Origin of the sequence: Sphingopyxis sp. Root154 (assembly GCF_001427105.1) — a bacterium.
Lineage (GTDB): Bacteria > Pseudomonadota > Alphaproteobacteria > Sphingomonadales > Sphingomonadaceae > Sphingopyxis.
The window spans coordinates 290,407-313,355 of the sequence record NZ_LMGI01000002.1; the positions used below are offsets into that span (position 1 = coordinate 290,407).

A 22,949-nucleotide genomic window follows, 5' to 3' on the forward strand; every position below is an offset into this window, starting at 1 on the left:
CGGGCATGGCAGGTGAAGCGCCGCGAGCGCACGCGTCAGCTGATCGAGCTGGGCGGCCTCGTTGCCAAAGCCGACCTGATCGAACTGACCGACGACGATCGGGCAGTCATTCTCGGGCTGCTGGGCGAAGCCGCCGCAACGCTGCGCGGCGAAGGTCGCGAGAGGCAATTATTACTATGGCGCCGCCGGGGACGGCGCGCGTTTTTGGCGGAAGGTGATGAGGCTGTTTAGCCTCAGCGCTGATGCGATGTCGAAACTTTGATGGAGCTACAAAGACCGCACGGCTGCTTCTCGCGCCGAAATCCGTTTGCGCCGCCGAGACCGCGCGTCACGACATTGGCCTGTGAGCGCACTGACAAATTGAGGCGGTCGGTGATGCAATCATCACAGATCGCCACGCCGTCGAGGCGCTGGATCAGCGCCTCGATTTGCCCGGCGATGGTCATGCTTCTGGGCATCTATCAGCGACCAACCTGCGCCGATGCTTCAAGCTGGGCGATGCGTTCCGAACAGATTGCGTGCACCGCGCGGCCGAGTTCTTCGACGCGGTCGCCGAGCCAGCGCAATTCCTCTTCGGTGATCCGATAATGTTTTGAATAGCGCGCTTTCACATAAGCTTCTTTGAGCTTCTCGAAGTGCTTCCGATCCGCTTTTAGTTCACGGGGCCAGGCATCGACGAGCCGCATGTCGATGCGCTCGGCCTGGGTGCGCAGAAATCCGAGATTATGAACATGCGGAGTGTAAAATGTGCAGACCAAGAGGACGCCGTGGTACAAACTCTCGGTACCCTGATGCAGTAGAAAAGCAGCTTTCTTCCAATCGCGTTCTTCGAGATAGAAACGATAGCCCTTTACGAAGCTCGCCGCGCTGGGAATCCACTCATCAAAATACTCTCGCGCCATGTCGAGCGCCTGCTGCGGCGTCTTGGGCTTCGGCTTGTGCAGTTCCTTGTCGTCAAATTCGTAAAGCGCGATCCCGTCTTTCGCGACGTCCATGAAGAAATAGCGCCCATGCGCGAGGCCGTCGTTCACTTCTTGCATGGTGTGGACAATAAAATTTACTGGCGTGTGCAGCGTCTTGTCGATGGCGAGCTCGCGGTTGAGCCGGTCCTCGACCTTGAGCCAATAATCGACCTTATCGGTGAGCCTTTTGTCACTGACGATGATTAGCAAATCGAAGTCGGACCGATAGCCTTTGGCCGTGTGCGGCTCATCGACCCAGCCGCCGCGCGCATAGCTGCCGTAAAGGATGATCTTGTCGATCCGGCCCTTCTTCTTCCAGTTCATCGTCGCCAGCGCGACGCTGTCGGCGAATTCCTCGAAGATGATCTGCTTTACGCGCTCAAGTTCGCGCTGCTTGTTGGCTGGAAGATGATCGAGATCGGTACGCATTGGTTTTACCCTGTAATTGGAAGCGCCGGATGGCAAGCGCCATCCGGCGCGAACATGGTCACCACAGCCGGAATCGCCACCACCATGGATCCTTGTCGTCCATGGCTTTCATCATGATACGCAGGCTGGCTGCGAAATGGGCTTCAACATCGGCAACGCTGATGTCAAACCGAGCAGCGATTTGCGAATAGCTCATCTCATCGACGCGGATCGCCAGAAAGACTTTGCGGTCCATGCCGTGCATCCGGTCCACCACGCGCTCGGCGCGCCAAAGGCGCAGCCGCTCTTCGCGCGACTTGCGGGCGGTCATTGTTCTTCTCCCGCGCAGGCGAGCAGGAAATCGCTCGCCTTGCTGGCTTGGCTGGCGGCGCGGAAGATTGCCTTGTCATCGCCCTGCAGAACCGACAGCCATGACGCGATATAGTCCGAATGGCGCACGGTCGGCGCGATGCCGAGCGATGCGCATGTGAACGCCGCCGCCATCTCTGCGACAACCTCCTCCTTGGCGTAGGATTCCGACCCGAACCCGCCCTTCTGGTCACGGTCAAGTCTGCTGCCATGACCGGTCCAATGACCAAGTTCGTGCAGCGCGGTGCGATACCAGTTGATCGGTTCAGGAAACGCCACCTGCGGCGGCACTTGCACAAAGTCATGGCTCGGGCTGTAAAAGGCCTCGCCGCCGCCGATATTGATCCGCGCGCCGGTCGCGGCGATCAGCGCATCGGCCTCGGCAATCGCAAATACCGGATCGGCGCTGACCATCGGCGCGAAGTAATCGTCGGGCAGTCCCTCGCATTGGTCGATATTGAAGACGACAAAGCGTTTCAGGAACGCAACCTGCCGCGCCTCGCGGTCCTCGCTGCGAGCCTGTCCCTGCTCGGCCTTCGGCGTAAAGCGTTCGGCATAGCAAATCACCGTGCCCTTCTCGCCGCGCCGGACATTGCCGCCCGCCGCCTCGGCCTGCCGGTAGGTCAGCCAACGCTGTGACGCATAGCCCTTGGCAACGACTTCGGCCCACAGGATCAGTACATTGATCCCCGAATAGCGCCGCGCCGTTCCGGCATTCTGCGGCATCGTGCAACCGCAGGCCGCGCTATCCCACGGCTGCACCCACGGCAGCCGCCCTTCCTTAAGCTCCGCGATAATCCGGTCCGTGACCTCCGAATAAAGGCTCGCCCGTTCGGTCCTTTCGGCACGCATATCCTTTCTCCTTCCAGCCACCGCAGCCCGGCCCGGAAGGGGGCGGGGTGGGCGGCAGGAAGGAGCCGGCAGACCCGCATCATCGGGCGGGCTGCATCCGCAGGACCGGAACGAAGAGGAGGACCCGCGGCACGCGGGTTGCAGCCCGGCCGGGCGGGGCTAAGGCGAGTGACGCCCACCCTGCCCCCGACCTGCCGGGACAGACCAACGCCGCCGCGCAGCGGCGACCGCATGCGCGCCAGCGCCGCCTTTCATCCCGGTAATCGCACTACGCGCGCGCCGCATGCGGCGCGGTCTATCTCCAGACGCGACCGTCTCAGACGGTCTCAATTCCGGTGTTCAGGGCGATAGGTCCAGATTGAGGCTAATTTTTTTATCGCACTGCGTAGGGCTTTAGAGTGCTCCCGGCACCTTTGCGATACATCCTGGGCGCAGTTCAATCATCGGCGGGTTTCCAAGGGGTTGCGGCGGGCGGGCTGCCGCCCAATCTTGTTTGGCAGGGGCATCATCAACCACCAACTCATGGAGTAGATGATCATGACATCGCAGCCATTCGAACGCTATCTTCGCCTGAACGACGTACTCGACCGCACCGGTCTCAGCCGCGCGACGCTCTACCGGAAAATCGCATCCGGCACCTTCCCGACACAATATAAGCTTGCCGAGCGCTGCTGCGGCTGGCGCGAGTCCGAGGTCAACATCTGGCTGCGCAACCCGATCTCATTCACGGTTGCGGACCTCCCGCGCGAAGCGGCGTAGGTCACGCATGGTAAAACCCCGCGCCGCCGGAGCGGCGCGGGGTCCGACGACCCGATCAGTCGGCGGGGTTCCAGATCAGGCCATAGCCATCTTCGCCGTCCTGACCGGCAGCGCGACCCAGGTTGGCATAGAGCCGTCGCGGTCCGAACTCGGGAGCGGCGAGGCTCAGCGAGACATAGGGTTCGCCTGAAGCCTGCCCGACGCGGATCCAGCCGGCGCCGATCTCGACGCCTTCGGAATAGACCCGGTAATCGGGCTGGACGTCGCCGCTCTTCGAGCGGTTGGTCCGGATTTCGATCGCCGCGCGGATCGTGAGGGTTTTCAGCTGGCCCACGAAGCCCTTTTCGATGGTGCCGTTCACAAAGCCGATAGCTGCCATTGGTCGTCTCCTTGAATGTGCCGCGGGACCATCCCTGCGACATGGGCGGACCAGAGACCGGCGCATGAGGCGCCCCGCGTATCCGGAGGGCCGCAGCGCAGCGGAGGAGTGCGGCGGCGCGATTATTTGCAGCGAAGCGTCCGCGAGGAGCCGGCACAGCCGGCGGGGAAATAATCGCGCCGTCGCACTTTTGCGGGACGCCGCGCCGGTTCAGGTCAAATGCCCGTCGCCGGGGATGGTCCTCGGTTTAATCGAGACGGTGATCGGCAGGCTGGATTAGTGACGCCATGGAAGCACGATGGTCAAGCAGAACACACGGCTCCATGCGCCAGAGACACATCGTCACGGAAGGTCCAGCGCGGACATTCCGCAACTTTGGTTGTTCCGGCGCCATAGCGCGGATTGGGCAACCCACCGGGGCAGTGGAAAATGCAATGATCTAGCGCCATCGCTCCGTTTTGGCGGGTCTGTACAATCCTGCCCGACCGGCAACGGCCATAGGCCTCGCAACACGAACTTTCGTCGGACGCTCCCTGATTGCGACCCAGGGGACCGTTCGGTGGTGGGGGGCGATATTCTGCAACGCAGACCATCGTTTAAGGCGGCGCGATTTATCGCGCCGCCTTTTTTCCTTCCGGCCTCCGCGCCGTCGCCGCTTGCGGCGGCGAGCCAAAAATGAAAGCGCCGCGCTGGCCCGAAGGGACAGCGCGTCCGTTACCGGTGAGGGAAAAATAGACGGGCGACCTAAAGCCGCCCGCCCTGTTGTTATGCCGCCAATGGCGGTTCGTCGGTTTCCGGTCCGCTGCTGACCTCGGTGAGAGGCACAATGCTCGCGGAGAGATCGAAAGCCACACGCGCCGCAGCCTTCACGCTGCCGACACCGCCGCGCGACGTGTAGGCAGTCGGCGGGAACGCCATCCACTGCGGAACCCACGGCTCGGACTTGGCGCGGCCGTTGGTGCCCGTAAGGCAATCGGAGATGATCGCTTTCAGCGCCTTACCCTTCTCACGGGCGTTTGCTGCTGCGACCTCCGCGCCCGCAACCTCGCCGACGATGGCGAGCAGCACTTCGCGGTCGCGAAGCTGGTCGAAGAACGCCGCGTCGGCTTTCCAATGCCGGTGCATGTCGGTGTCGATATGTAGCCCGATCATTTCCACCGCCTCGCTGCCCGCCGCCAGCGTTTCGCCCATGACGATCGCTACGATCTCCAAAACCACCGGATCGGGCAATTCCATAAGCCGAGCGAACAAGGGCGCAAAAGGGGGCCGGTGACAACCCTTGCCGGTAATGGTCGGCGCGTCTTCATCGAAGCCGAGCACCGCGAGCACCGCGCGGCGCTTCGTGTCGAAAGCGGTTTCGGCGAGGCAGGTCTCCACGCTCTCGGCAATTTCTTCCTTCGGCGCGCGCTGTGTCTCGACATCCACCCGCCACAGGTCTGCACCCGCAATGACATGCGCGGCCATCGCCCGCAGCGCGACATCGGTATGTGCTAGCAGGTCGGCGCGCACAGCTGCATGACGGTGAAGATCGATATAGGCATTGAGCGGACCCGACACCTCGGGACGCGATGGCTTCTCGGCTACCGCATCCGCCTCGCCACTACCGCCGCTGCAAAGCCGCGTCGCTTCCTTTGCCGTGACATAGCCCTCGTGGAAGATAACCTCTCCGCTCTCGCGAACCTCGACATAGACGCGACCGCCCTTACGCTTGCCCGCATGGGCATGATCCCATGACCGGAACCACTGCCCGCGCTCCATGATGATCACGTCGGACCATCCGGCCTTAAGATAGTCGGCCTTGCGCACCTCGATGGCGCCCATCTGCGCGGTCCAGAATGCATCGCTGTCGGCAAAGAAGCGATCATCGCCAAACAGGTCGGCAACAATCCCGCCCTTGAACGCCTCGACGTCGAACAGGGCATGCGTCACCGCAATGGCCGTGCCGCCGAACAGCCACGCCTTGAGCTGATGGCCGGTCGGGCAATAGGCGCTTTCGTCATCGAACAGCGCCAGCCATGCCTTCTGCTGGCTTTTCGAGGCAAGGGTCAGATGCCGCACCGTGTTCACGTCGATCTGCCCACCGCGATAGAGGGTACGGATGCGGGGGAGCAGATTGCCAAGCGCAAGGATGCGCTTCACCGCCGACGGCTCGAAGCCGAACGTGTCGGCAACCTCGTCCACGCTGCGACCGGTTTTGACCAGTGCCACAAACGCTTCCCACTGGCTGACTTCGTCGGGTCGGACGCGTGCGAGATTTTCCAGCATCGACGCTTCGAGCGCATCGGCATCGTCACCCTCGTCGAGGATCGCACAGGGAATGGGCTTCACCGCCCCGCCCTCGCGCGCCACCGCGTTGACGGCGGTAAAGCGCCGACGTCCCGCGACGATCTCGAAACGGCCTTCGGCACAGTTCGGACGAACGAGCAGAGGAACCAGCACCCCGCGGGAGCGAACGCTGGGGAGCAGGTCGGACACATCGGGGTCTTTCCCCTTCCCGCGCATGTTGGTCGCCGCAATCGACAGATGGTCCACATCGATAAAATCGAGCTTCATGACTTCTTCCTTTCCTTCCACCACACCCGGCCCCGGACGGCGGGGCGGGCGGCGAGGAAAGGCGACGGGACCGCGTCAAAGGACGGAACGCACCCGCAGGGCCGCAATGCAATGGAGGAGCCGGGGCGAAGACCCGGCTTGCGCACCGGCCGCGCGGTCCCACAGCCGTGCGCCGACTGCCACGCTGTCCGTGGCCGGCCCAAGCACAGCGTCGCCCCGCGGTCAGCGCGGCGTCATCATCGGGAAACAAACGCGCCCTTGTCTCAGCCGCAGGCGCCGCGGCGTGCGCGGATCGACGGCGGGTCGGGCGTGACAAAGCCGCGCCCGGAACAGCGCTATGCGCTGTTTATCCGCCGCGAGGGCCGCGAGCCCGCGGCGCCAGGACGCGAGACAAGCGCTCTGCGCGGCCAGCCGCCGCAGCAAGTGGACGGATGCGAGAGCCGCGCAATCATGCCGCCGACGAGGCAGACGCAATCAAGGGATCAATCTCCCGCGTCCGACTCAACCTTGTCCGATTCGATGACCTTGCCGGTACAATAAGCCCCCCACGCCTCCATCAGCTTCACTCGGGCGCCCGGCTTGTCCAAGGTGCCAAGATAGGTTGTTCGGCGATAGGCGGCCTGGACGGCGTCGGGCGTCTTGTGCGCGAGCGCGGCTTCCACGACGGCGTCGGCGAAGCCTTCGTTGGCCGCCCAGTCGGTAAAGGTCGAACGAAAGCCATGGACATGGAACGGCTCGCTCATATCGCGTACCACCTTCAGCAGCGTCATGTCCGACATGGGCTTACCCAAGATGCCCGGGAACACGACCTCTGTGTTGGGCAAGCGAAGGGCATTCGCCTTGCCGATAACCTCCAGCGCGGCGTCAGAAAGCGGAACAATGTGGGACTTGCCCCTTTTCATGTGATCGGCAGGGACCGTCCACAAGCGTTCATCCGAGTCGAACTCGGCCCATGTAGCCAATCGGACCTCCTGGCTGCGGGCCCCGGTCAGGATGAGCAGTTCGAGCGCAAGCCGACTGTAGGATGGCTTGCGCTGAAGAGCCCTAAGAAAGCCGGGCAAAGCGACGTAGGGCATGGCCTTGCGATTCTCGCGCGACTTCACTTGCCGCGGCAAACCACGCCCTGCTTTTAGACTGCCGTTGCCCGAAGGCGCCTCTCGCGACCGCCAGCCCTTCGCATGCGCAAAGTCCAGCACGGTGCATATCCTGTTCCGCACCTGCCGAGCGGTCTCCGGAATATCCTGCCAGATCGGCGTCAGCACATCGATGATATCTGCCGCAGCGATCGCCCCGGTAGGCTCGCTGCCCAATTTGGGGAATGCATAGTTTTCGAGCGTTGCCAGCCACTGACGGGCATATATGTCGCTCTTCCAGCCCGCTTCGTTCGCAGCGTGATATTGAAGCGCAGCCTCCCGAAACGTGACCTTCGCGGCAGCTTCGTCCTTTCGCTCTGCGAGAATGTCGCGCCGATCCACCTTGATCGCCTTGCGGAGCTCCCAGGCCTTCTGGCGCACTTCGGCCAGCGTAGTCAGCTTGGCGCTTCCAAGGCTGATGTCCTGCCGCTTCCCGTCGCGTTGCAGGCGCAGAAACCAGGAAGCCCCGCCCCGTTTATCGACCTTCAAAAACAGCCCGTCACCGTCCTGATAGCTGCCGGGATTCGCCAAAGCGGCCTTGACCGCAACCGCCGTGAGTTTGCCCATGGGATTTACCCCCACATTTTCTCCCCGCATTTGGGGAAACCAAGATGTGGGGGAAAGCGATTCTTCCCCCACACTTCCCCCACACTGTGTCTTGGCTGCAGTGAAATGCAGCGAGACGAAAGGGGACGATAGCGGCAGTATACGCTAGGTTTTCAGCCATTTCTAGGGGTTTTAGGAGATGCCCTCGGACCAGAGGGTGGTGGACAGGGCTGGATTCGAACCAGCGTACGGAAACCCGGGCAGATTTACAGTCTGCTGCCTTTAACCACTCGGCCACCTGTCCATTGGGGCCCGCTTTGGGAAGCGGTCCAATGGCGAAACGAGGCTTGCCTGTCAATGGCAGTCATGGGAAAGGCGCGCACATGAGACAATTTTCCCGTCACCGCCGCCCCGCCAGCCAAAACTCGCGCGGACAGGCCATTCGCTTCTGGGGCCGCCACGCCGTATTGGCCGCGCTCGCCAACCCCGAACGCACCGTCAAGCGCATCTGGGGCACGCGCGAGGCCCTGGGCCAGCTCGACCTGCCGCCGGTGATTCCGATCAGCTACGCCGAGGTCACCGACCTCGCGCGACTCGTCGCGCGCGACGCGCCGCATCAGGGACTCGTGATCGAGGTCGACCCGCTCGAGGACGTCTTCCTCGGCGATCTGTTGCAGCAGGAGGTCGACGCCGACAGCAGGCGCCCGCTGATCGTCCTCGACCAGGTCACCGACCCGCACAATATCGGCGCTGTGCTGCGTTCGGCCGCTGCGTTCGACGCCGCCGCGATCGTCACGCAGGATCGTCACAGCCCGCCCGAAAGCGGCGTCATCGCGCGCTCGGCGTCGGGCGCGCTCGAAATCGTGCCGTGGATCCGCGTCGTCAACCTGTCGCGCGCGCTCGAGGAAATCGCCGAGGCGCAATATTGGCGCATCGGGCTGATGGGCGACACCGAAACGACGCTGGGTTCGGTCCTCGACGGCAACCGCGTCGCGCTGGTGCTCGGGTCCGAAGGCGATGGCATGCGCCACAATGTCATGGAGCATTGCGACGTGCTGGCAAAGCTGCCGATCTCGCCGCGGATGGAGAGCCTGAATATTTCCAATGCCGCCGCGGTCGCGCTCTACGCGGTCGCGACGGCCGGCCAGTAAGGCTTAGTCCTCGGCGGCAATCCGCACGCGGAGGCCGTCGAGCGCGTCGCTGAATGGCAGCTGGCACGACAGGCGCGAGGCGTCGTCGCGGTCGGTGGTCGAATCGAGCAGGTCGTTCTCGTCCTCGCTCATCGCGGGCAGCTGGTCGGTCGCGCCGGCTTCGACATGGACATGGCAGGTCGCGCACGAGCAGCAACCGCCGCACAGCGCGAGCAGTTCGTCGAACCCGGCGTCGCGGATATTTTCCATGACCGTCAGGCTGGTATCGCCCTCGATCTCATGCTCGGTCCCGTCACGCGTCACGACAATCAGCTTGGCCATGCTAGTCCCCATAGGTTTCTTGTTGCAGGCGCTATGTCGCGCGTTGCGCGGCAAATCAAGCGTTGCTAGTGATAGCTAAAGGAACAAAAGGAGAATATGCGATGGGTCTCAGCCAGCAGCAGCTGAACGCGGGAATCGATGCGCTTGCGGCGCGGGATTCAAACGTCGCGCGCGCGCTCGGCAATGTCGGCTACCCCGAACCCCGTATCCGCGCGCGCGGCTATGCGACGCTGCTGCGTACCATCGTCGGCCAGCAGGTCAGCGTCGCCGCGGCCAACTCGATCTGGAACAAGCTGGAGTCGCAGTTCGGCGAGGGCTGCCCCGCCGAGACGGTCGCCGCCGCGGACTTCGACACGCTGCGCGCGTGCGGCCTGTCGGGCCAGAAACAAGGCTATGCCAAGAGTCTTGCGCAGCTGATCCTCGACGGCGAGCTCCAGTTCGACGCCCTCCCCGCCGACGACGAGGAAGCGATCGCGCTACTTACCAAGGTCAAGGGCATCGGCCGCTGGTCGGCCGAAATCTACCTCCTGTTTGCCGAGGGGCGTCCGGACATCTGGCCCGCGGGCGACCTCGCGGTGCAGGAAGCCGTCGGCCGCATCTTCCAGCTCGGCACGCGGCCGAGCGAAAAACAGGCGCGCGAACTGGCGGAGGCCTGGCGCCCGCACCGTGGGGCCGCAGCGATCTTCAGCTGGCATTGCTATAATATGGACGTGATCTGATCATATCGTCGCCCCCGCGAAGGCGGGGGCCGCGATCGGTGTAGCGCAAGGTTGCCAGCGGCCCCGCCTTCGCAGGGGCGACGTGATACAAAAAAAAGGCCGGGTGGAGCATCCTCCACCCGGCCTTTTTTTGATCGTCAGCCGAAGCTTATTTCTTCGCCGCAGCCTTCTTGGCCGGAGCCTTGGCAGCGGGCTTGTCTTCGGCCGCCTTCGCCGGAGCAGCCTTTTTCGCCGCGGCGGGCTTTTCTTCCGTCTTGGCTTCGGTCTTCTTCGCCGGTGCCTTCTTGGCGGGAGCCTCCTCGGCCTTGGCCTCTTCCTTCACGTCGGCCTTCTTGGCAGCGGGCTTCTTTGCCGCAGCCTTCTTCGCCGGCTTGTGGTCGTGGTCATGGTCGTGGCCGCAACCCGGGCCATGGACGTGGCCGCTGTCGTCATCGGCTTCGATTGCGGCTTCCAGTTCCTCGCGGGTGGTTTCGCGGTCGCTGATCTCGGCCTTTTCGAACAGGAAGTCGACGACCTTGTCTTCATAGAGCGGGGCGCGAAGCTGCGCCGCGGCGAGCGCGTCCTGCTGGACATATTCGATGAAGCGCGTGCGGTCTTCGGGGCGATACTGCTGCGCCGCCTGCGCGATCAGGCGCGACATTTCTTGGCTGCTCACCTGGACGCCATGCGCCTGGCCGATTTCCGAGAGGAGCAGGCCGAGGCGGACGCGGCGCACCGCGATCGCACGATAATCGTCGCGGTCGTTCTCGAGTTCGGCCTTCGCCGCTTCGGGATCTTCCTCGTGGCTGACTTCATGCTCGAGCTGCTGCCAGATCTGGTTGAACTCGGCTTCGACCATCGTCGGCGGCACGTCGAAGTCGTGCGCGGCGGCGAGCTGGTCGAGCAGCTTGCGCTTCATATAGGTGCGCGTCAGGCCGTTCAGTTCCTGCTCGACCTGGTCCTTCATCAGCTCTTTCAGCTTGTCGAGGCTTTCGAGGCCAAGCGTCTTGGCGAACTCGTCGTCGATCTTCGACGTGGCCGGAACCTTCACTTCCTTCACCGTCACGGCGAATTCGGCGGGCTGGCCCTTGAGGTCCGCAACCGGATAATCGTCGGGGAAGCTGACCTTCAGCACCTTTTCGTCGCCGGTCTTGACGCCGACGAGCTGGTCTTCAAAGCCCGGGATCAGCTGACCCGAACCGATTTCGACCGCCATGTCCTCGCCGGTGCCGCCGTCGAAGGCGACGCCGTCGACGCTGCCGGCGAAGTCGATGATGACCTGGTCGCCCTGGGCGGCCTTCCTGGTCTTCGGCGCCTCTTCGAAGCGCTTCATCTGCGCGGCGAATTCCTCGATCTTGGCCATCACGGCCTTGTCGTCGGCGGGAACGGTCAGACGTTCGAGCTTCAGACCGTCGATCGACGGCGTTTCGATTTGGGGCAGCACTTCGAGGCTGACGGTCAGTTCGGCGTCCTTGCCGGCTTCATAGCCTTCGTCGAGCGACACGGCGGGCTGCAGCGCGGGGCGAAGCTTTTCCTTCGCCATCAGGTCGCGCACGCCGGCGTCAATCGCCTTGTTGAGCGCGTCGGCCGACAGCGCCGGGCCGTGCATCTTGCGGATCAGGTTCGGCGGCACCTTGCCGGGGCGGAAGCCGGGCATGCGGACGGTCGGGGCGATGCTCTTCACCTCGTCGTCGACGCGCGCGTCGATATCCTTGGCGGTGATGGTCACGCGATATTCGCGCTTCAGGCCTTCGTTCAGCGTTTCGACGGTCTTCATTGCCTTGGTCTTATCCTTGCTCAAAATCTCGTATCGAACCCCGCCAGAGCGGCGGAGTTCCCCATGATCCCGGCCTGCATTGCAGATTGGTGCGGGCGAAGGGACTCGAACCCCCACATCTTGCGATACTGGTACCTAAAACCAGCGCGTCTACCAATTCCGCCACGCCCGCAGGTGTTTTCGGCCGGGTGCACGAAATCGCGCGCTGCCGCGCACGCCCGTGCGGGCCGCGCGGGGCTATAGCAGACGCGTCGCCGAGGGCAAGGGCACAAAGCCCCGCGTTCCGCTGGCGGAACATATGCTCGGCGCCCGCCGTCGGAACATGCACCGCGCCCGTTCGTTGGTTAACTCAAGGAGAGTGACAATGACGAATACCCCCGACCCGCTTCCCAAGCCCAAGCCCGACACGATCGAACCGCAGTCGCCGCCCGAGCAGCCGACGCAACCGACCCCGCAAGAAGACCCCGCCGGCCAGCCCAGCGAAATCCCCGGCCGCCCCGGTGGCGGCGACATCGACCAGCCCGGCCGCGGGCCCGACGAGGTGCCGCCGCAACAGGTTTGACGGCGCTTCCCTCGTCACTCCCGCGAAGGCGGAAATCCCGCTAATGTATCAAAAGCGGGATTCCCGCTTTCGCGGGAATGCCAAAGGTTAGATTGCTCAGGAATACTTGACCTCTCTCGTCGCCCTCCGCACGATGCGACGAAGGGGAGAGATAGATGAGATTCGCTGCCGCTGTCGCACTGCTTTTGGCAACCACCACCATCGCCACCGCGCAGGACACCACGCTCTACCGCGGCGGCCCGATCATCACGATGGACGGTGACACCCCGCAAACCGTCGAGGCGGTCGTCACGACCGGCGACCGCATCACCTTCGCCGGCCCCGAAAAGCAGGCCCGCAAGGCGGCCGGAAAAGACGCCGCGATCCGCGATCTCAAGGGCGCCACGCTGCTCCCCGGCTTCATCGACGCCCATTCGCATTTCACCCTTGCGACGATGATGGCGGGCGGGCTCGACCTGCGCGATGGCGGCGGGCCCCCAGTCGCCGACATCGCTGGCCTGCAAGGCGCGATCCGCGATCATATCGCCGCGCGCGCGCTCCCCAAGGATGGCTGGGTGGTTGTCTGGCAATATGACCATGAAACGCTCGCGGAAAAGCGGCACATCACCCGCGCCGAACTCGACGCAGTGGCGAGCGACCGGCCGATCGTCGTCTTTCACGTTTCGCTGCACGGCGCCGTCGCGAACAGCGCCGCGCTGGCCGCCGCGGGTATCGACGAAAGCACCCCCGTTCCCCCCGGCGCGATGATCTTGCGCGACGACGCGGGCAAGCTGAACGGCGTCCTGCTCGAAAAGGCGATGTATCTCCTCTTCGCCAAACTGCCGCAGCCCAGTGCCGAGCAGAAGCTCGCGGCGCTCGACGCGGCGCAGAGCCGCTATTTCGCCGAGGGCTATACCCACGCGCAGGACGGCGCGACGCAGCGCGCCGACCTCGCCTTCCTGACCAGCCCCGCGGCGCGCGATCGGCTCAAGATCGACCTCGCCCTGCTCCCCGTCTACACCGAGCTCGACGCGCTGCTCGCGGGCCCCGACCGCAAGTTCGGCGTCTATCAGGACCATGTGAAATTGCAGGGGATCAAGTTCATCCTCGACGGATCGGTGCAGGCGCGCACCGGCTATTTCACGCGCGATTATGCGCGCGGCAGCCCCGCCGGCGATCATCCCTGGCACGGTCATCCCGGCATGTCGGACACGGAGTTTCTTGGGCTGGCGCGCAAGGCGAACGGCCGCGGCTGGCAGCTCTTCGTCCACGCCAATGGCGACGCTGCGATCGACATGGCGATCAAGGGCTTCGACGCGCTCGGCATCAAGGCCGCCGACAACCGCCGCCCGATCGTCATCCACTCGCAGTTCCAGCGCCGCGACCAGCTTCCGGCCTACGCCCGCATCGGCGTCGGCCCCGCCTATTTCTCGAACCACGTCTGGTATTGGGCCGACGTCCACCGCACCAACTTTCCGGGGGAGGTCGTCGATTTCATCAGCCCCTTCCGCTCGGCGCGCGCCGCGGGGCTCATCGCATCGAACCACAGCGATTACAGCGTCACCCCGCTCGACACGCGCTTCATGCTCTGGACCTCGATGGCGCGCGTCTCGCCCACCGGCGTCGTGAGTGGCGCTAGCGAGCGCATGAACGCTTACGAAGCGCTACAAGCGCTTACCACCGGCCCCGCGTGGCAGGTCTTCGAGGAAGACCGCAAAGGCCGCATTAAGCCCGGCCTGCTCGCCGATTTCGTCATCCTCGACAAGAACCCGTTGGCGACGCCGGTGGACGCCATCAAGGACATCCGCGTCCTCTCGACGATCAAGGAAGGGAGGACGGTGTGGCAGGCGGCTCCACGCTAGCAGGGGCGCTCGCCGGTTCCATCGCGGACCCGGAAGACGGGACCTCGACTGCCGGCTGTCCCGGCTTCGACAGATAGGCTGCGGCGCCTGCGGTCCGGCCGCGTCCCGCCTTGCCATCGATGCGATTGACCAGCCCTCCCAGATTGTTGCCGAAGGTGCCGCCATAGACGAACGCCGGCTGCACCAGCGGCCTTACCGCAAGCCATGCCGGGATCACGAGATCATCTGTACCACGAGGACGAACCGTCAGCCGGTTCGGCACCGGTTCGACACTCGCGCCGAACAAGGCCATTCCAAGGACGTTGCCGGTATTCATCCTTGTATCGGGATTGTCCGATTCCTCGCGTTGCGGCACGAAGACGCCAAGATCGACAAGCTCGCCCGCATGGACATCGAAATGATAGCTGCCGAGCGAAAAGCTGGTGTCGGCCGATCCCATCTGCGAATCGCTTCCTCCCGTTCCCGCGATCACCCAGGTCCCCGGATCGACCTCGATCAGATAGAGCCGCCGCTTGCCGTCTTTCGCGACCGGGTCCCTCCGAGCCAGCAGGTTCTCGCGGGTCTGTTTCGTCACCGGATCATAGGGCGCAAAGATCACACCCGTCACCAGGCGGTTATTGCCCATCATCTGGAATTCGACCGGTTCGATCTGGACGAGCAGATAGGCTTTCTCGGTCTTCATCTGATCGGCCGACTTGATCTTCGCCCCGGCGGGCGGGGCCAGCGTCAACAGCCCGGCTGCCAGCAACGCGCGCATCATCCCTGTCATTCGTACATTTCCTTGCCCTGCGGCGTCGCGCCCGACGCGAGCGCGAACCATTTATCGATGCGCTCCGCCATATCTTCGGTCTTTTCGATCGTCTTCCACTCGGCCTTGTCCATCTCGAACCGGCGATAGCCCTTGTCGGCGAGGCAGATGCGCTCGACCTGCCATTGCAGCCGCCGGTTCTCGCTACCCGCCATGAGCCCCACTAGCAGACCAGCGATTCCCGCCGCTGCGGCCGACTGCCCCATCGTCAGATTCCGGTTCTGCCATATCTGCTGGTTCATCGCGGTGGTGTCGGGCGAAATGCGCGCGACCCCGCCAGCCAGCGCGTCGCATGCCAGCCGGTCCTCCAGATAGACCTGCCGGTCGACGCCAGGCTTGTTGAAAAAATAATAGTCGCGCGCGGCTGCGGGCGACGACGCCAGCGTCGCGATCGGTACAGCGATACACAATAGCGATTTCATCGACGCCCCCCGGCCTCATCCTCTGCGCTGAATGCGCCGTACCGGGCGATTCCGCAAGCCGGATTATCGTCCGATTTCGGTGCCTTGCCCGTGCAGAATCAGGGGACAGCGCGCCGCGCCGAAACCTCGGCCAGCATCGCGTCCAGCGCCGCGCGATCATACCATCGCCCATTCGCCATCACGCCCAGCGGAGCCCGCAAAGTCGCCGGCTTTTCGAGCGGATTGTCGGCGACGAGCAACAGGTCGGCGCGATAACCCGGCGCCACGACGCCGAACTTCGCCGTCCCCGGCACCGTCTTCGCGATGAACGCGCCCGGCGTGCGCGTCGCCGCCGACAGCGCCTGCCACGGCGTCAGCCCGGCACTCAGCATCGCATCGATCTCGCCGTGCAGCGCGAACCCCGGGACCTGCCCCGGGATCGTCGGCGCGTCGCCGCCGGCGATCAGCGGCGCCCCGGCGTCGGCCATCGCCTTCACGAAGCGCGCCTCGAACGTCACGCGCCGCGACAGGTCGACCGCCTTTTTCTGATAGCCCGACCCCGCCCACGCCAGCCGGTCGGCGGGCGACAGATAGCGCGCCTCGGGCGCCGCCAGATAGGCTTTCACCACCTCGGGCTCGCCGAATTGCGCCGCGATGGTGCGATAGTTGAACAGGTCCGACGTGACGAACGCGTCATGCACCTTCACCAGCGCGATCGCCTCGGCGATCCACGCGTCGGCGGGCGGCGCGTTCGGGTCGGCTCCGGGCGGTTCGGGGAAAAAGCCGTAGAAAAATTCCTCGACATGCGCGATCATCGACTGCCCCGCCGCGAGCTGTTTCGCAAGCCCGACCGCCTTCACATTATGCCCGACGATCCCGATCCCTTGGCGCTTCGCCTCGTCGGCGAGCGCGGCGAACGCCTCGGCCGACAGGTTCGTATAGACCTTCATGAAGCTGTAGCCGTTGGTCTTCGCCAGCCGCACGATCGCGCGCGCCTCGTCGGCCGTCCGCACGACGAAATGCCCATATTGCGGGTCGCTGTCGACGACGAAGGCGGTGAAGATCTGCGGCCCCGGCACCTCGCCCTTGTTCACCGCGATCCGCGTTCGCCGGGCGAACGCGTTGGTCGCCTCGCCCATGTTGAGCATCGTCGTGACGCCATTGGCGAGCAGCAGCGACAGATCGTCGCGGCTCGTCACATGATTGTGCATATCGGCCAGCCCCGGCACCAGCCACGCGCCTTTGCCGTCGATCACCGGCGTCCCCGCGGGCAGCTTCGCCATGCGTCCGATGCTCGCGATCACGCCATCGGTAACGATCACCGTCGTGCGCGGGATGACACGCTCGCGGTCCATCGGCACGACATTGACATCGGTGAAGACGATCGTCTCCGCTCGCGCCGCGAAAACGCAGGCGAGCATCAGCCACAGCGTCAGGAGCGCGCGCAGCACCGCCGGCCCGCGCGCGTCAGCCGGTGCAGAAGGTGACAAAGCGCCTTATCACCTGCTTGCCGCCCGCGCTCGCCGCCATGTCCATCGTCCCGCGACCGTCGGTCATGCGCAGCCAGCCATTGGCCGCAAAAGCGCGGATGAAGGGCGAATCCCCGGCAATTTCGTCCGATGAGAAATAGGGCATCTCGTCGACTTCGGTCGTCCCGATCACGCGCAGCGTTGCATCGCCCGACACCAGTTCGATTGCGGTCAGGTCGGGCGAATTGCCCGAGATACCGGCAAAAATCCGGTTGCCGCCCTCTTCGCAGGTGAAGTTCAACGGCTGATCGTCGGTGCCGTCGACTTCATAGGCAAGGATGGCGCTCGACGCGCGGTCCTCGTCGTTGACGCGCATCGCCCAGTCATAACCGTCGTTCACCGCAGGCACACCCGCCGCGCTCGCCGCGCCGCTCAGCGCCAGCGCACCACCAACCAGAACCAAAGCCCGTTTCATCATCATCCGTCCTTCGTCGTCATACCGGCATCATTTCAATACCCATGACATCGAAGCAACTGAATTCGCTGTGAACTCGATCACTTGGCGAGCGGTCAGCCCAGCGCCTTCTTGAGCAGTTCGTTGACGACCTGCGGGTTCGCCTTGCCCTGCATCGCCTTCATCGTCTGCCCGACGAAGAAGCCGAACAAGGCTTCCTTGCCGCCCTTATACTGCTCGACCTTGTCGGCATTGGCGGTCAGGATCTTGGCGATTTCGGCTTCGATCGCGCCGGTGTCGCTCGTCTGCTTCAACCCGTCGCGCTCGACGATGACGCCCGCGGCGTCGCCGCTTTCGAGCATCTTTTCGAACACCGCCTTGGCGATCGTCCCCGAAATCGTGCCATCGGCGACGAGGGCCAGCAGTTCGGCGGCATGCTCGGGCGAAACCGGCGAATCCGAAATATCGCGGCCCATGCGGTTCAAGGCGCCAAACAATTCGCTCGTCACCCAGTTCGCCGCCGCGACGGGTTTCGCGCCCGCATCGAGCAACGTATCGAACCAGCGCGCCGCCTCGACCTCGGCGGTCAGAACATCGGCGTTATACGGCGAAATCCCCGCCGCCAGATAGCGCGCGCGCTTGGCGTCGGGCAGTTCGGGCAGGCTGTCGCGGCACTCGGCGAGAAAGTCATCGTCGAGGATCAGCGGCAGCAAATCGGGATCGGGGAAGTAGCGATAGTCATGCGCATCTTCCTTCGACCGCATCGACCGCGTCTCGTTGCGGTCGGGATCGTAAAGCCGCGTTTCCTGCACCACCGTGCCGCCGCTTTCGATCAGTTCGACCTGACGCTTCGCCTCGCCTTCGATCACCGCCATCACGAAGCGCACCGAATTGACGTTCTTCGTCTCGGTCCGCGTGCCGAATTCGTCGCCGGGCTTGCGCACGCTGACATTGACGTCGGCGCGCATCGAGCCCTCTTCCATATTGCCGTCGCACGACCCGACATAGCGCAGGATCGAACGCAGTTTGCGCACGTATGCGCCGGCCTCGGCGGGCGAACGCATGTCGGGGCGCGAGACGATCTCCATCAGCGCGACACCCGAGCGGTTGAGGTCGACGTACGACATCGTCGGATGCTGGTCGTGCATCAGCTTGCCGGCGTCCTGCTCGACATGGATGCGCTCGACGCCGATTGCCTTGTCGGTCGGAATCCCGGCCTTTTCATCGGCTGCGATCGTCAGCGAACCCTCGCCTACAATCGGATGATAAAGCTGCGAAATCTGGTAACCCTGCGGCAGATCGGCATAAAAATAATTCTTGCGGTCGAACCGCGAATATTTGTTGATCTGCGCCTCGATCGCCATGCCCGTGCGCACCGCCTGGCGGATGCACTCACGGTTCGGCACCGGCAGCATCCCCGGCATCGCGGCGTCGACCAGCGACACCTGCGTGTTCGGCTCGGCCCCGAACGCCGTCGCGGCGCCCGAGAACAGCTTGGCGTTCGAGGTAACCTGCGCATGGACCTCAAGGCCGATTACGACCTCCCACTCGCCGGTTTCGCCCTTGATGCGATAATCGCTCATTTTACCACCACTTCTCCGCGCGGGCGTTGAAGCCCGCCCGCTCTTCAATTGCCAGCCCGGCGTTCAGCACGCCCTGCTCGTCAAACGCCTTACCGATGATCTGCAGCCCCAGCGGCAGCCCTTCGCGGTTCAGCGCCGCGGGGACCGACATCGCGGGCAGTCCGGCGAGGCTCGCAGGCACTGCGAACACGTCGTTGAGGTACATCGCCAGCGGATCGGCCATCTTCTCGCCCAGCCCGAACGCCGCCGACGGCGCGGTCGGCGCGAGGATCACGTCGCACACCCCGAACGCCTGTTCGAAATCGCGTGCAATCAGCGTCCTAACCTTTTGTGCCTGCGTGTAATAAGCGTCGTAAAAGCCCGCCGAGAGCACATAGGTACCGATCATGATGCGGCGCTTGACCTCGGGCCCGAAGCCGTCGGCGCGCGTCGCGGCGTACATGTCCTGCAACCCCGCACCGTCGGGCAGGTCGCGCAAACCGTATCGCACGCCGTCATAGCGCGCGAGGTTCGACGACGCTTCGGCGGGCGCGATGATATAATAGGCCGGCAGCGCATATTTGGTGTGCGGCAGGCTGATCTCGACCACGTCCGCGCCTGCATCCTTCAGCATCGCGATGCCGGCATCCCACATCGCGTCGATGTCGGGGTCGATGCCCTCCAATCGATATTCCTTGGGAATACCGACCGTCTTGCCCTTGAGATCGCTCGACAAAGCCGCTTCCCAATTGGGCACCGCCATATCGAGACTCGTCGCATCCTTCGGATCGAAGCCCGCCATATTCTCGAGCATGATCGCGCAATCCCTGACGTCGCGCGCCATCGGCCCCGCCTGATCGAGCGAGCTCGCGAACGCCACGATCCCCCAGCGCGAGCAGCGGCCATAGGTCGGCTTGATCCCCGAAATGCCAGTAAAGGCAGCGGGCTGGCGGATCGAGCCGCCGGTGTCGGTCCCCGTCGCCGCGGGGCACAGCCGCGCCGCGATCGCGGTCGAGCTGCCGCCCGACGACCCGCCCGGCGCGAGCGCGGCATTGCCGCCGTCGTTGCGCTTCCACGGGCTGATCACATTGCCGAAATAGCTCGTCTCGTTCGACGACCCCATCGCGAACTGGTCGAGGTTCAGCTTGCCGAGCATGCCGCAACCCGCGTCCCACAGCTTCGCGGACACCGTCGATTCATAGCGCGGGACGAAGCCTTCGAGCATGTGGCTCGCCGCGGTCGTCTGGACGCCGTTCGTCGCGAACAGGTCCTTCATCCCGATCGGCACGCCCGACAGCGGCTTCAGCGTCCCCGCCGCACGGTCGGCATCGGCCGCCTTCGCCGCGGCGAGCGCATGCTCGGGCGTCTCGACGATAAACGCATTGAGCAGCTTCGCGCCCGCGACATTGGCATTGAACGCCTCTGCCACTTCGACGGCGCTAAAATCGCCCGCGCGGTGCCCGTCGCGGATCTGCGCGACAGTAAGATTCGTAAGGTCGGTCATTATTCGATCACCTTGGGCACGCCAAAGAAGCCGTGCATCGCCGCCGGCGCATTCGCCAGCACATCGTCGCGGCGGCCGCCGCCGGTCAGCGGGTCGGCATCGACGACATCGTCGCGCAGCCGCAGCGTGTTCGGGATCACCGCCGTCATCGGCTCGACCCCGGTCACATCGACCTCGCCGAGTTGCTCGACCCAGCCCAGAATCCCGTTCAATTCGCCTTCCATCGCGGCCGCTTCGGCATCGCTGATCGCGATGCGCGCCAACGACGCAATTTTCCTCACTGTTGCCTGATCGATTGACATGATCGCCCTAACTTTAACGAAGCCGCGCCGCTAGCATCCCCGTTCCGACGCTTCAAGGTGTGGCCAGCCAAACTCGCCAAAAACCTTCGTCATCCCTGCGAAAGCGGGCCCCCCCAGCGCGGGGCGAACCGGGTTCCCGCTTTCGCGGGAATGACGAGGAAAAAATCGTTCGCGCAGCTACTTATTCGAATGCCCCCGATTCCGGCACGCCATCTACCAATATGCGGCGTTGCTGCACCGTCTCCACGTCGATCCGCGCCTTCGACAGATCGACGTCCTGCTTTTTCGCCGGCGCGGCCTTGGCCCAATCGCCCTGCACCCACTGCCCCGCGTCATTCTGCGTCACAAAATCGAAATTGAGCGACTCGCCCGGCGCATTTTGGCCCAGCACACCGATCCTCCTGTCATCGAGCCACACCGCGACGCACGCTTTCGCGCGGCTGCACATATAGCTCGCCGCAACGCGCTCCAGCGCCTCGGCAGGCAGCGGGCGACCCGCCGGAACGACGCGCAGCCGCTCGGCAAAGGGCTTGAGCAACGTCGGCCCATCCGGCCCAGTCAAATCCCAGCGATTCTTCGCTTCCAGCGCCGCTTTCGCTGCATCGGCGCGCGCCTTGTACGGCGATCTTTCCAGCTCTTTCAACGCTGCCCGCCCGCTCGGCCCGAAATCATAGGCCAGCGCCGCCCAGTCAAATTTCTCGACCGGCGTCGCCCCCGATTTCAGCCGCGCCAGCTGGTCGCGCGTCGAAATCGCCCCGAAATCGAGGATGGGCAGCGCGAGGAACAGCGCAAGCAGCGCCAGCCCGATCGCCAGTTTCTGTTGCAGCGGCCGCAGCCAGTCATCGAAACCGCGCCGCCCCTTCACCACCGACCACACTCCCGCGAGACCATAAGCCAGCGCGATCATCGCCGCGATCACCCCCCAGATGCGCTCGGGCGTCCAGCCGTACTGGATCACGCGCAAATGCATCGAGTAAAAGGCGATCCCCGCGAGCGGCAGCACCGCGATGACCAGCACCGGCGCCGCCCAACGCAACATCGGGTTCGTCGCGCGGTCGTCGCTGCCGTTGCCGATCACCGCATTGGCGAGCAGCACCGCGAACGCCGCGACTCCCATCATCACCGCCGCTGTCGAAAATCCCGAATCCCAAAGCTTTTGCAGCCCCGTCCCCGCCAGCGAGAGCAGGAACAGCACCAGCGCGACCGCCAGCACCGGCGCCAGCACCGCGAGTACCATCATCACCAGCCGCTGCAGCGTCGAAACGAGCTTGTCGCGCTCGCGCAGCAGGCCGACCGCGCCGCCGAACGCCGCGCCTGCCAGCATCCAGCCGAACCATTCGTCGTTCAGCAGGTCGAAGATCAGGTTGATCCCGATCAGCTTGAACATCTGCCCGATCAACACGACGAGCAGGAAGGTGATGCCGACGAACGCGAGGCTCGCCGCGCCGATCACCGCATCGGTCCAGGCATGGCTGTGGAGCCGCTCATACGGCATCTGCCAAAGCTTCCAGAACCGCCAGTCGGGCGCGACATCGCGCCGCGTCTGGAACAAAGGCGTCGCGACGAGCACCGCGAGGATTCCTGACCAGAACGGCCATTCGACCGGATTTCCCCGAATATTATACGCCGCGGTCTGCCATGCGATCAGCCCGAGGATCACGCCCCAGATCAGCGAGAATCCCAATGCCCAGCGCCAGCGCCGAAGCTCGACGCCGAGCACGAACACCACCGCCGCGGCCGCGACGCCGGTCGCCAGCGCGCTCCGCCAATCGGCCAGCGCGTCGTCATAGTGATGGCTGATCAACAGGTGAAACGCCAGGCCCGCCGCCGCGCAGATCGCCGCCATGATCCACGGGCGCAGCGGCCAGGGCAGGTCATTGTCGTCGAGACGCGCCGAAACGCGCGACGATCGGGCGGACGAATCGGGTGCGGCGGGTGCGGTCGTGTCGGTCATGGACCTCAATCTATCCCGTAACCTCGTCATCCTGAACTTGTTTCAGAGCCTGCCCCGGACCCGATCCGGGATCCATCGCCTATGGACACGAGTTAAGACCATGAATGCTGAAACGAGTTCGGCATGACGAGTTATTTGTAGGCGGGCACGGGAGCGGCTAGAGAGGCCCGCAATCCGTCTCCCC

23 protein-coding genes and 2 tRNA genes are annotated in these 22,949 nt (G+C 64.3%); 6 read left to right on the forward strand and 19 right to left on the reverse strand.

All coding sequences use genetic code 11. The annotated features are described in order from the left end of the window. Window positions 1-12: 12 nt before the first annotated feature. Window positions 13-231, forward strand: coding sequence for a conjugal transfer protein TraD (locus ASD73_RS23160; RefSeq protein ID WP_056370990.1), 219 nt, complete (start codon window positions 13-15; stop codon window positions 229-231). Between the two features lie 2 nt (window positions 232-233). Here the strand turns inward: ASD73_RS23160 and ASD73_RS07060 are convergent, their stop codons facing one another. Genes ASD73_RS07060 through ASD73_RS07075 form a run of 4 tightly spaced genes read right to left on the reverse strand, consistent with a single transcriptional unit; the run spans window position 234 to window position 2,591 of the window. Beyond that, window positions 234-446: a hypothetical protein gene (locus tag ASD73_RS07060; protein ID WP_056370992.1), complete on the reverse strand. Its 213-nt coding sequence runs from the start codon at window positions 444-446 to the stop codon at window positions 234-236. 15 nt (window positions 447-461) lie between these two features. Then, window positions 462-1,391: a nucleotidyltransferase and HEPN domain-containing protein gene (locus ASD73_RS07065; protein ID WP_056370994.1), complete on the reverse strand. Its 930-nt coding sequence runs from the start codon at window positions 1,389-1,391 to the stop codon at window positions 462-464. A 58-nt stretch (window positions 1,392-1,449) separates the two neighbouring features. Further along, window positions 1,450-1,701 (reverse strand): sigma factor-like helix-turn-helix DNA-binding protein, encoded by a 252-nt coding sequence (locus ASD73_RS07070; protein WP_056370996.1) that lies wholly within the window; start codon window positions 1,699-1,701, stop codon window positions 1,450-1,452. Further along, the gene (locus tag ASD73_RS07075) at window positions 1,698-2,591 is read right to left on the reverse strand and encodes an ArdC family protein (protein ID WP_056370998.1); all 894 of its coding nucleotides are present in this window, start codon (window positions 2,589-2,591) and stop codon (window positions 1,698-1,700) included. The genes ASD73_RS07070 and ASD73_RS07075 overlap by 4 nt, the downstream gene beginning before the upstream one ends. Before the next feature lie 537 nt (window positions 2,592-3,128). Between ASD73_RS07075 and ASD73_RS07080 the strand changes: the two genes are divergently transcribed. After that, window positions 3,129-3,350, forward strand: coding sequence for a helix-turn-helix transcriptional regulator (locus ASD73_RS07080; RefSeq protein WP_056373317.1), 222 nt, complete (start codon window positions 3,129-3,131; stop codon window positions 3,348-3,350). Window positions 3,351-3,405: 55 nt separating this feature from the next. Here ASD73_RS07080 and ASD73_RS07085 read toward each other — a convergent pair whose 3' ends face one another. From ASD73_RS07085 to ASD73_RS07105, 4 genes are all read right to left on the reverse strand, one after another. After that, the gene (locus tag ASD73_RS07085) at window positions 3,406-3,729 is read right to left on the reverse strand and encodes a DUF736 domain-containing protein (protein WP_056371001.1); all 324 of its coding nucleotides are present in this window, start codon (window positions 3,727-3,729) and stop codon (window positions 3,406-3,408) included. 765 nt (window positions 3,730-4,494) lie between these two features. Continuing rightward, a complete protein-coding gene (locus tag ASD73_RS07095; protein ID WP_056373319.1) occupies window positions 4,495-6,282 on the reverse strand; it encodes a ParB/RepB/Spo0J family partition protein in 1,788 nt (595 codons plus the stop codon). 482 nt (window positions 6,283-6,764) lie between these two features. Next, window positions 6,765-7,982, reverse strand: a complete 1,218-nt coding sequence (locus tag ASD73_RS07100) for a tyrosine-type recombinase/integrase (protein ID WP_056371005.1) — start codon at window positions 7,980-7,982, stop codon at window positions 6,765-6,767. 197 nt (window positions 7,983-8,179) lie between these two features. Further along, a tRNA-Tyr gene (locus ASD73_RS07105) sits at window positions 8,180-8,265 on the reverse strand. Window positions 8,266-8,344: 79 nt separating this feature from the next. Between ASD73_RS07105 and ASD73_RS07110 the strand changes: the two genes are divergently transcribed. Further along, the gene (locus ASD73_RS07110) at window positions 8,345-9,112 is read left to right on the forward strand and encodes a TrmH family RNA methyltransferase (RefSeq protein WP_056371006.1); all 768 of its coding nucleotides are present in this window, start codon (window positions 8,345-8,347) and stop codon (window positions 9,110-9,112) included. Window positions 9,113-9,115: 3 nt separating this feature from the next. Here ASD73_RS07110 and ASD73_RS07115 read toward each other — a convergent pair whose 3' ends face one another. Next, window positions 9,116-9,433 carry a 2Fe-2S iron-sulfur cluster-binding protein gene (locus ASD73_RS07115; protein WP_056371008.1) on the reverse strand — a complete coding sequence of 106 codons (318 nt, stop codon included), beginning with the start codon at window positions 9,431-9,433 and terminating at the stop codon, window positions 9,116-9,118. A 101-nt stretch (window positions 9,434-9,534) separates the two neighbouring features. Between ASD73_RS07115 and ASD73_RS07120 the strand changes: the two genes are divergently transcribed. Continuing rightward, window positions 9,535-10,152 carry a DNA-3-methyladenine glycosylase family protein gene (locus ASD73_RS07120; RefSeq protein ID WP_056371011.1) on the forward strand — a complete coding sequence of 206 codons (618 nt, stop codon included), beginning with the start codon at window positions 9,535-9,537 and terminating at the stop codon, window positions 10,150-10,152. Window positions 10,153-10,300: 148 nt separating this feature from the next. Here ASD73_RS07120 and tig read toward each other — a convergent pair whose 3' ends face one another. Both tig and ASD73_RS07130 read right to left on the reverse strand, forming a co-directional pair. After that, entirely contained in the window at window positions 10,301-11,908 is a 1,608-nt protein-coding gene (tig, locus tag ASD73_RS07125; protein WP_056373321.1) for a trigger factor, read from the reverse strand. Between the two features lie 87 nt (window positions 11,909-11,995). Next, window positions 11,996-12,080 (reverse strand) — tRNA-Leu (locus tag ASD73_RS07130). A 192-nt stretch (window positions 12,081-12,272) separates the two neighbouring features. On the opposite strand from ASD73_RS07130, the gene ASD73_RS07135 reads away from it, so the two are divergent. Next, complete coding sequence (locus tag ASD73_RS07135; protein ID WP_056371013.1) at window positions 12,273-12,470, forward strand: hypothetical protein; 198 nt, start codon at window positions 12,273-12,275, stop codon at window positions 12,468-12,470. A 155-nt stretch (window positions 12,471-12,625) separates the two neighbouring features. Further along, a complete protein-coding gene (locus ASD73_RS07140) occupies window positions 12,626-14,311 on the forward strand; it encodes an amidohydrolase (protein WP_056375974.1) in 1,686 nt (561 codons plus the stop codon). On the opposite strand, the gene ASD73_RS07145 is transcribed toward ASD73_RS07140, so the two are convergent. From ASD73_RS07145 to ASD73_RS07180, 8 genes are all read right to left on the reverse strand, one after another. Further along, window positions 14,271-15,080, reverse strand: a complete 810-nt coding sequence (locus ASD73_RS07145) for a hypothetical protein (RefSeq protein WP_156377327.1) — start codon at window positions 15,078-15,080, stop codon at window positions 14,271-14,273. The two genes, ASD73_RS07140 and ASD73_RS07145, sit on opposite strands and share 41 nt — an antisense overlap. After that, window positions 15,077-15,541 (reverse strand): hypothetical protein, encoded by a 465-nt coding sequence (locus ASD73_RS07150; RefSeq protein WP_056371018.1) that lies wholly within the window; start codon window positions 15,539-15,541, stop codon window positions 15,077-15,079. The genes ASD73_RS07145 and ASD73_RS07150 overlap by 4 nt, the downstream gene beginning before the upstream one ends. A 98-nt stretch (window positions 15,542-15,639) precedes the next feature. Beyond that, window positions 15,640-16,971: an amidohydrolase family protein gene (locus ASD73_RS07155; protein ID WP_056371021.1), complete on the reverse strand. Its 1,332-nt coding sequence runs from the start codon at window positions 16,969-16,971 to the stop codon at window positions 15,640-15,642. A 16-nt stretch (window positions 16,972-16,987) separates the two neighbouring features. Beyond that, complete coding sequence (locus ASD73_RS07160; RefSeq protein WP_156407318.1) at window positions 16,988-17,464, reverse strand: hypothetical protein; 477 nt, start codon at window positions 17,462-17,464, stop codon at window positions 16,988-16,990. A 95-nt stretch (window positions 17,465-17,559) separates the two neighbouring features. Continuing rightward, window positions 17,560-19,026 (reverse strand): Asp-tRNA(Asn)/Glu-tRNA(Gln) amidotransferase subunit GatB, encoded by a 1,467-nt coding sequence (gene gatB, locus ASD73_RS07165; RefSeq protein WP_056371025.1) that lies wholly within the window; start codon window positions 19,024-19,026, stop codon window positions 17,560-17,562. A 1-nt stretch (window position 19,027) separates the two neighbouring features. Further along, window positions 19,028-20,509, reverse strand: a complete 1,482-nt coding sequence (gene gatA / locus ASD73_RS07170; RefSeq protein ID WP_056371027.1) for an Asp-tRNA(Asn)/Glu-tRNA(Gln) amidotransferase subunit GatA — start codon at window positions 20,507-20,509, stop codon at window positions 19,028-19,030. Further along, a complete protein-coding gene (gatC, locus tag ASD73_RS07175) occupies window positions 20,509-20,811 on the reverse strand; it encodes an Asp-tRNA(Asn)/Glu-tRNA(Gln) amidotransferase subunit GatC (RefSeq protein WP_056371029.1) in 303 nt (100 codons plus the stop codon). Before gatC ends, gatA begins: the two co-directional genes overlap by 1 nt. 181 nt (window positions 20,812-20,992) lie before the next feature. After that, on the reverse strand, window positions 20,993-22,765 hold the full coding sequence (locus tag ASD73_RS07180) for a DUF4153 domain-containing protein (RefSeq protein WP_056371031.1): 1,773 nt from the start codon (window positions 22,763-22,765) through the stop codon (window positions 20,993-20,995). Window positions 22,766-22,949: the final 184 nt, after the last annotated feature.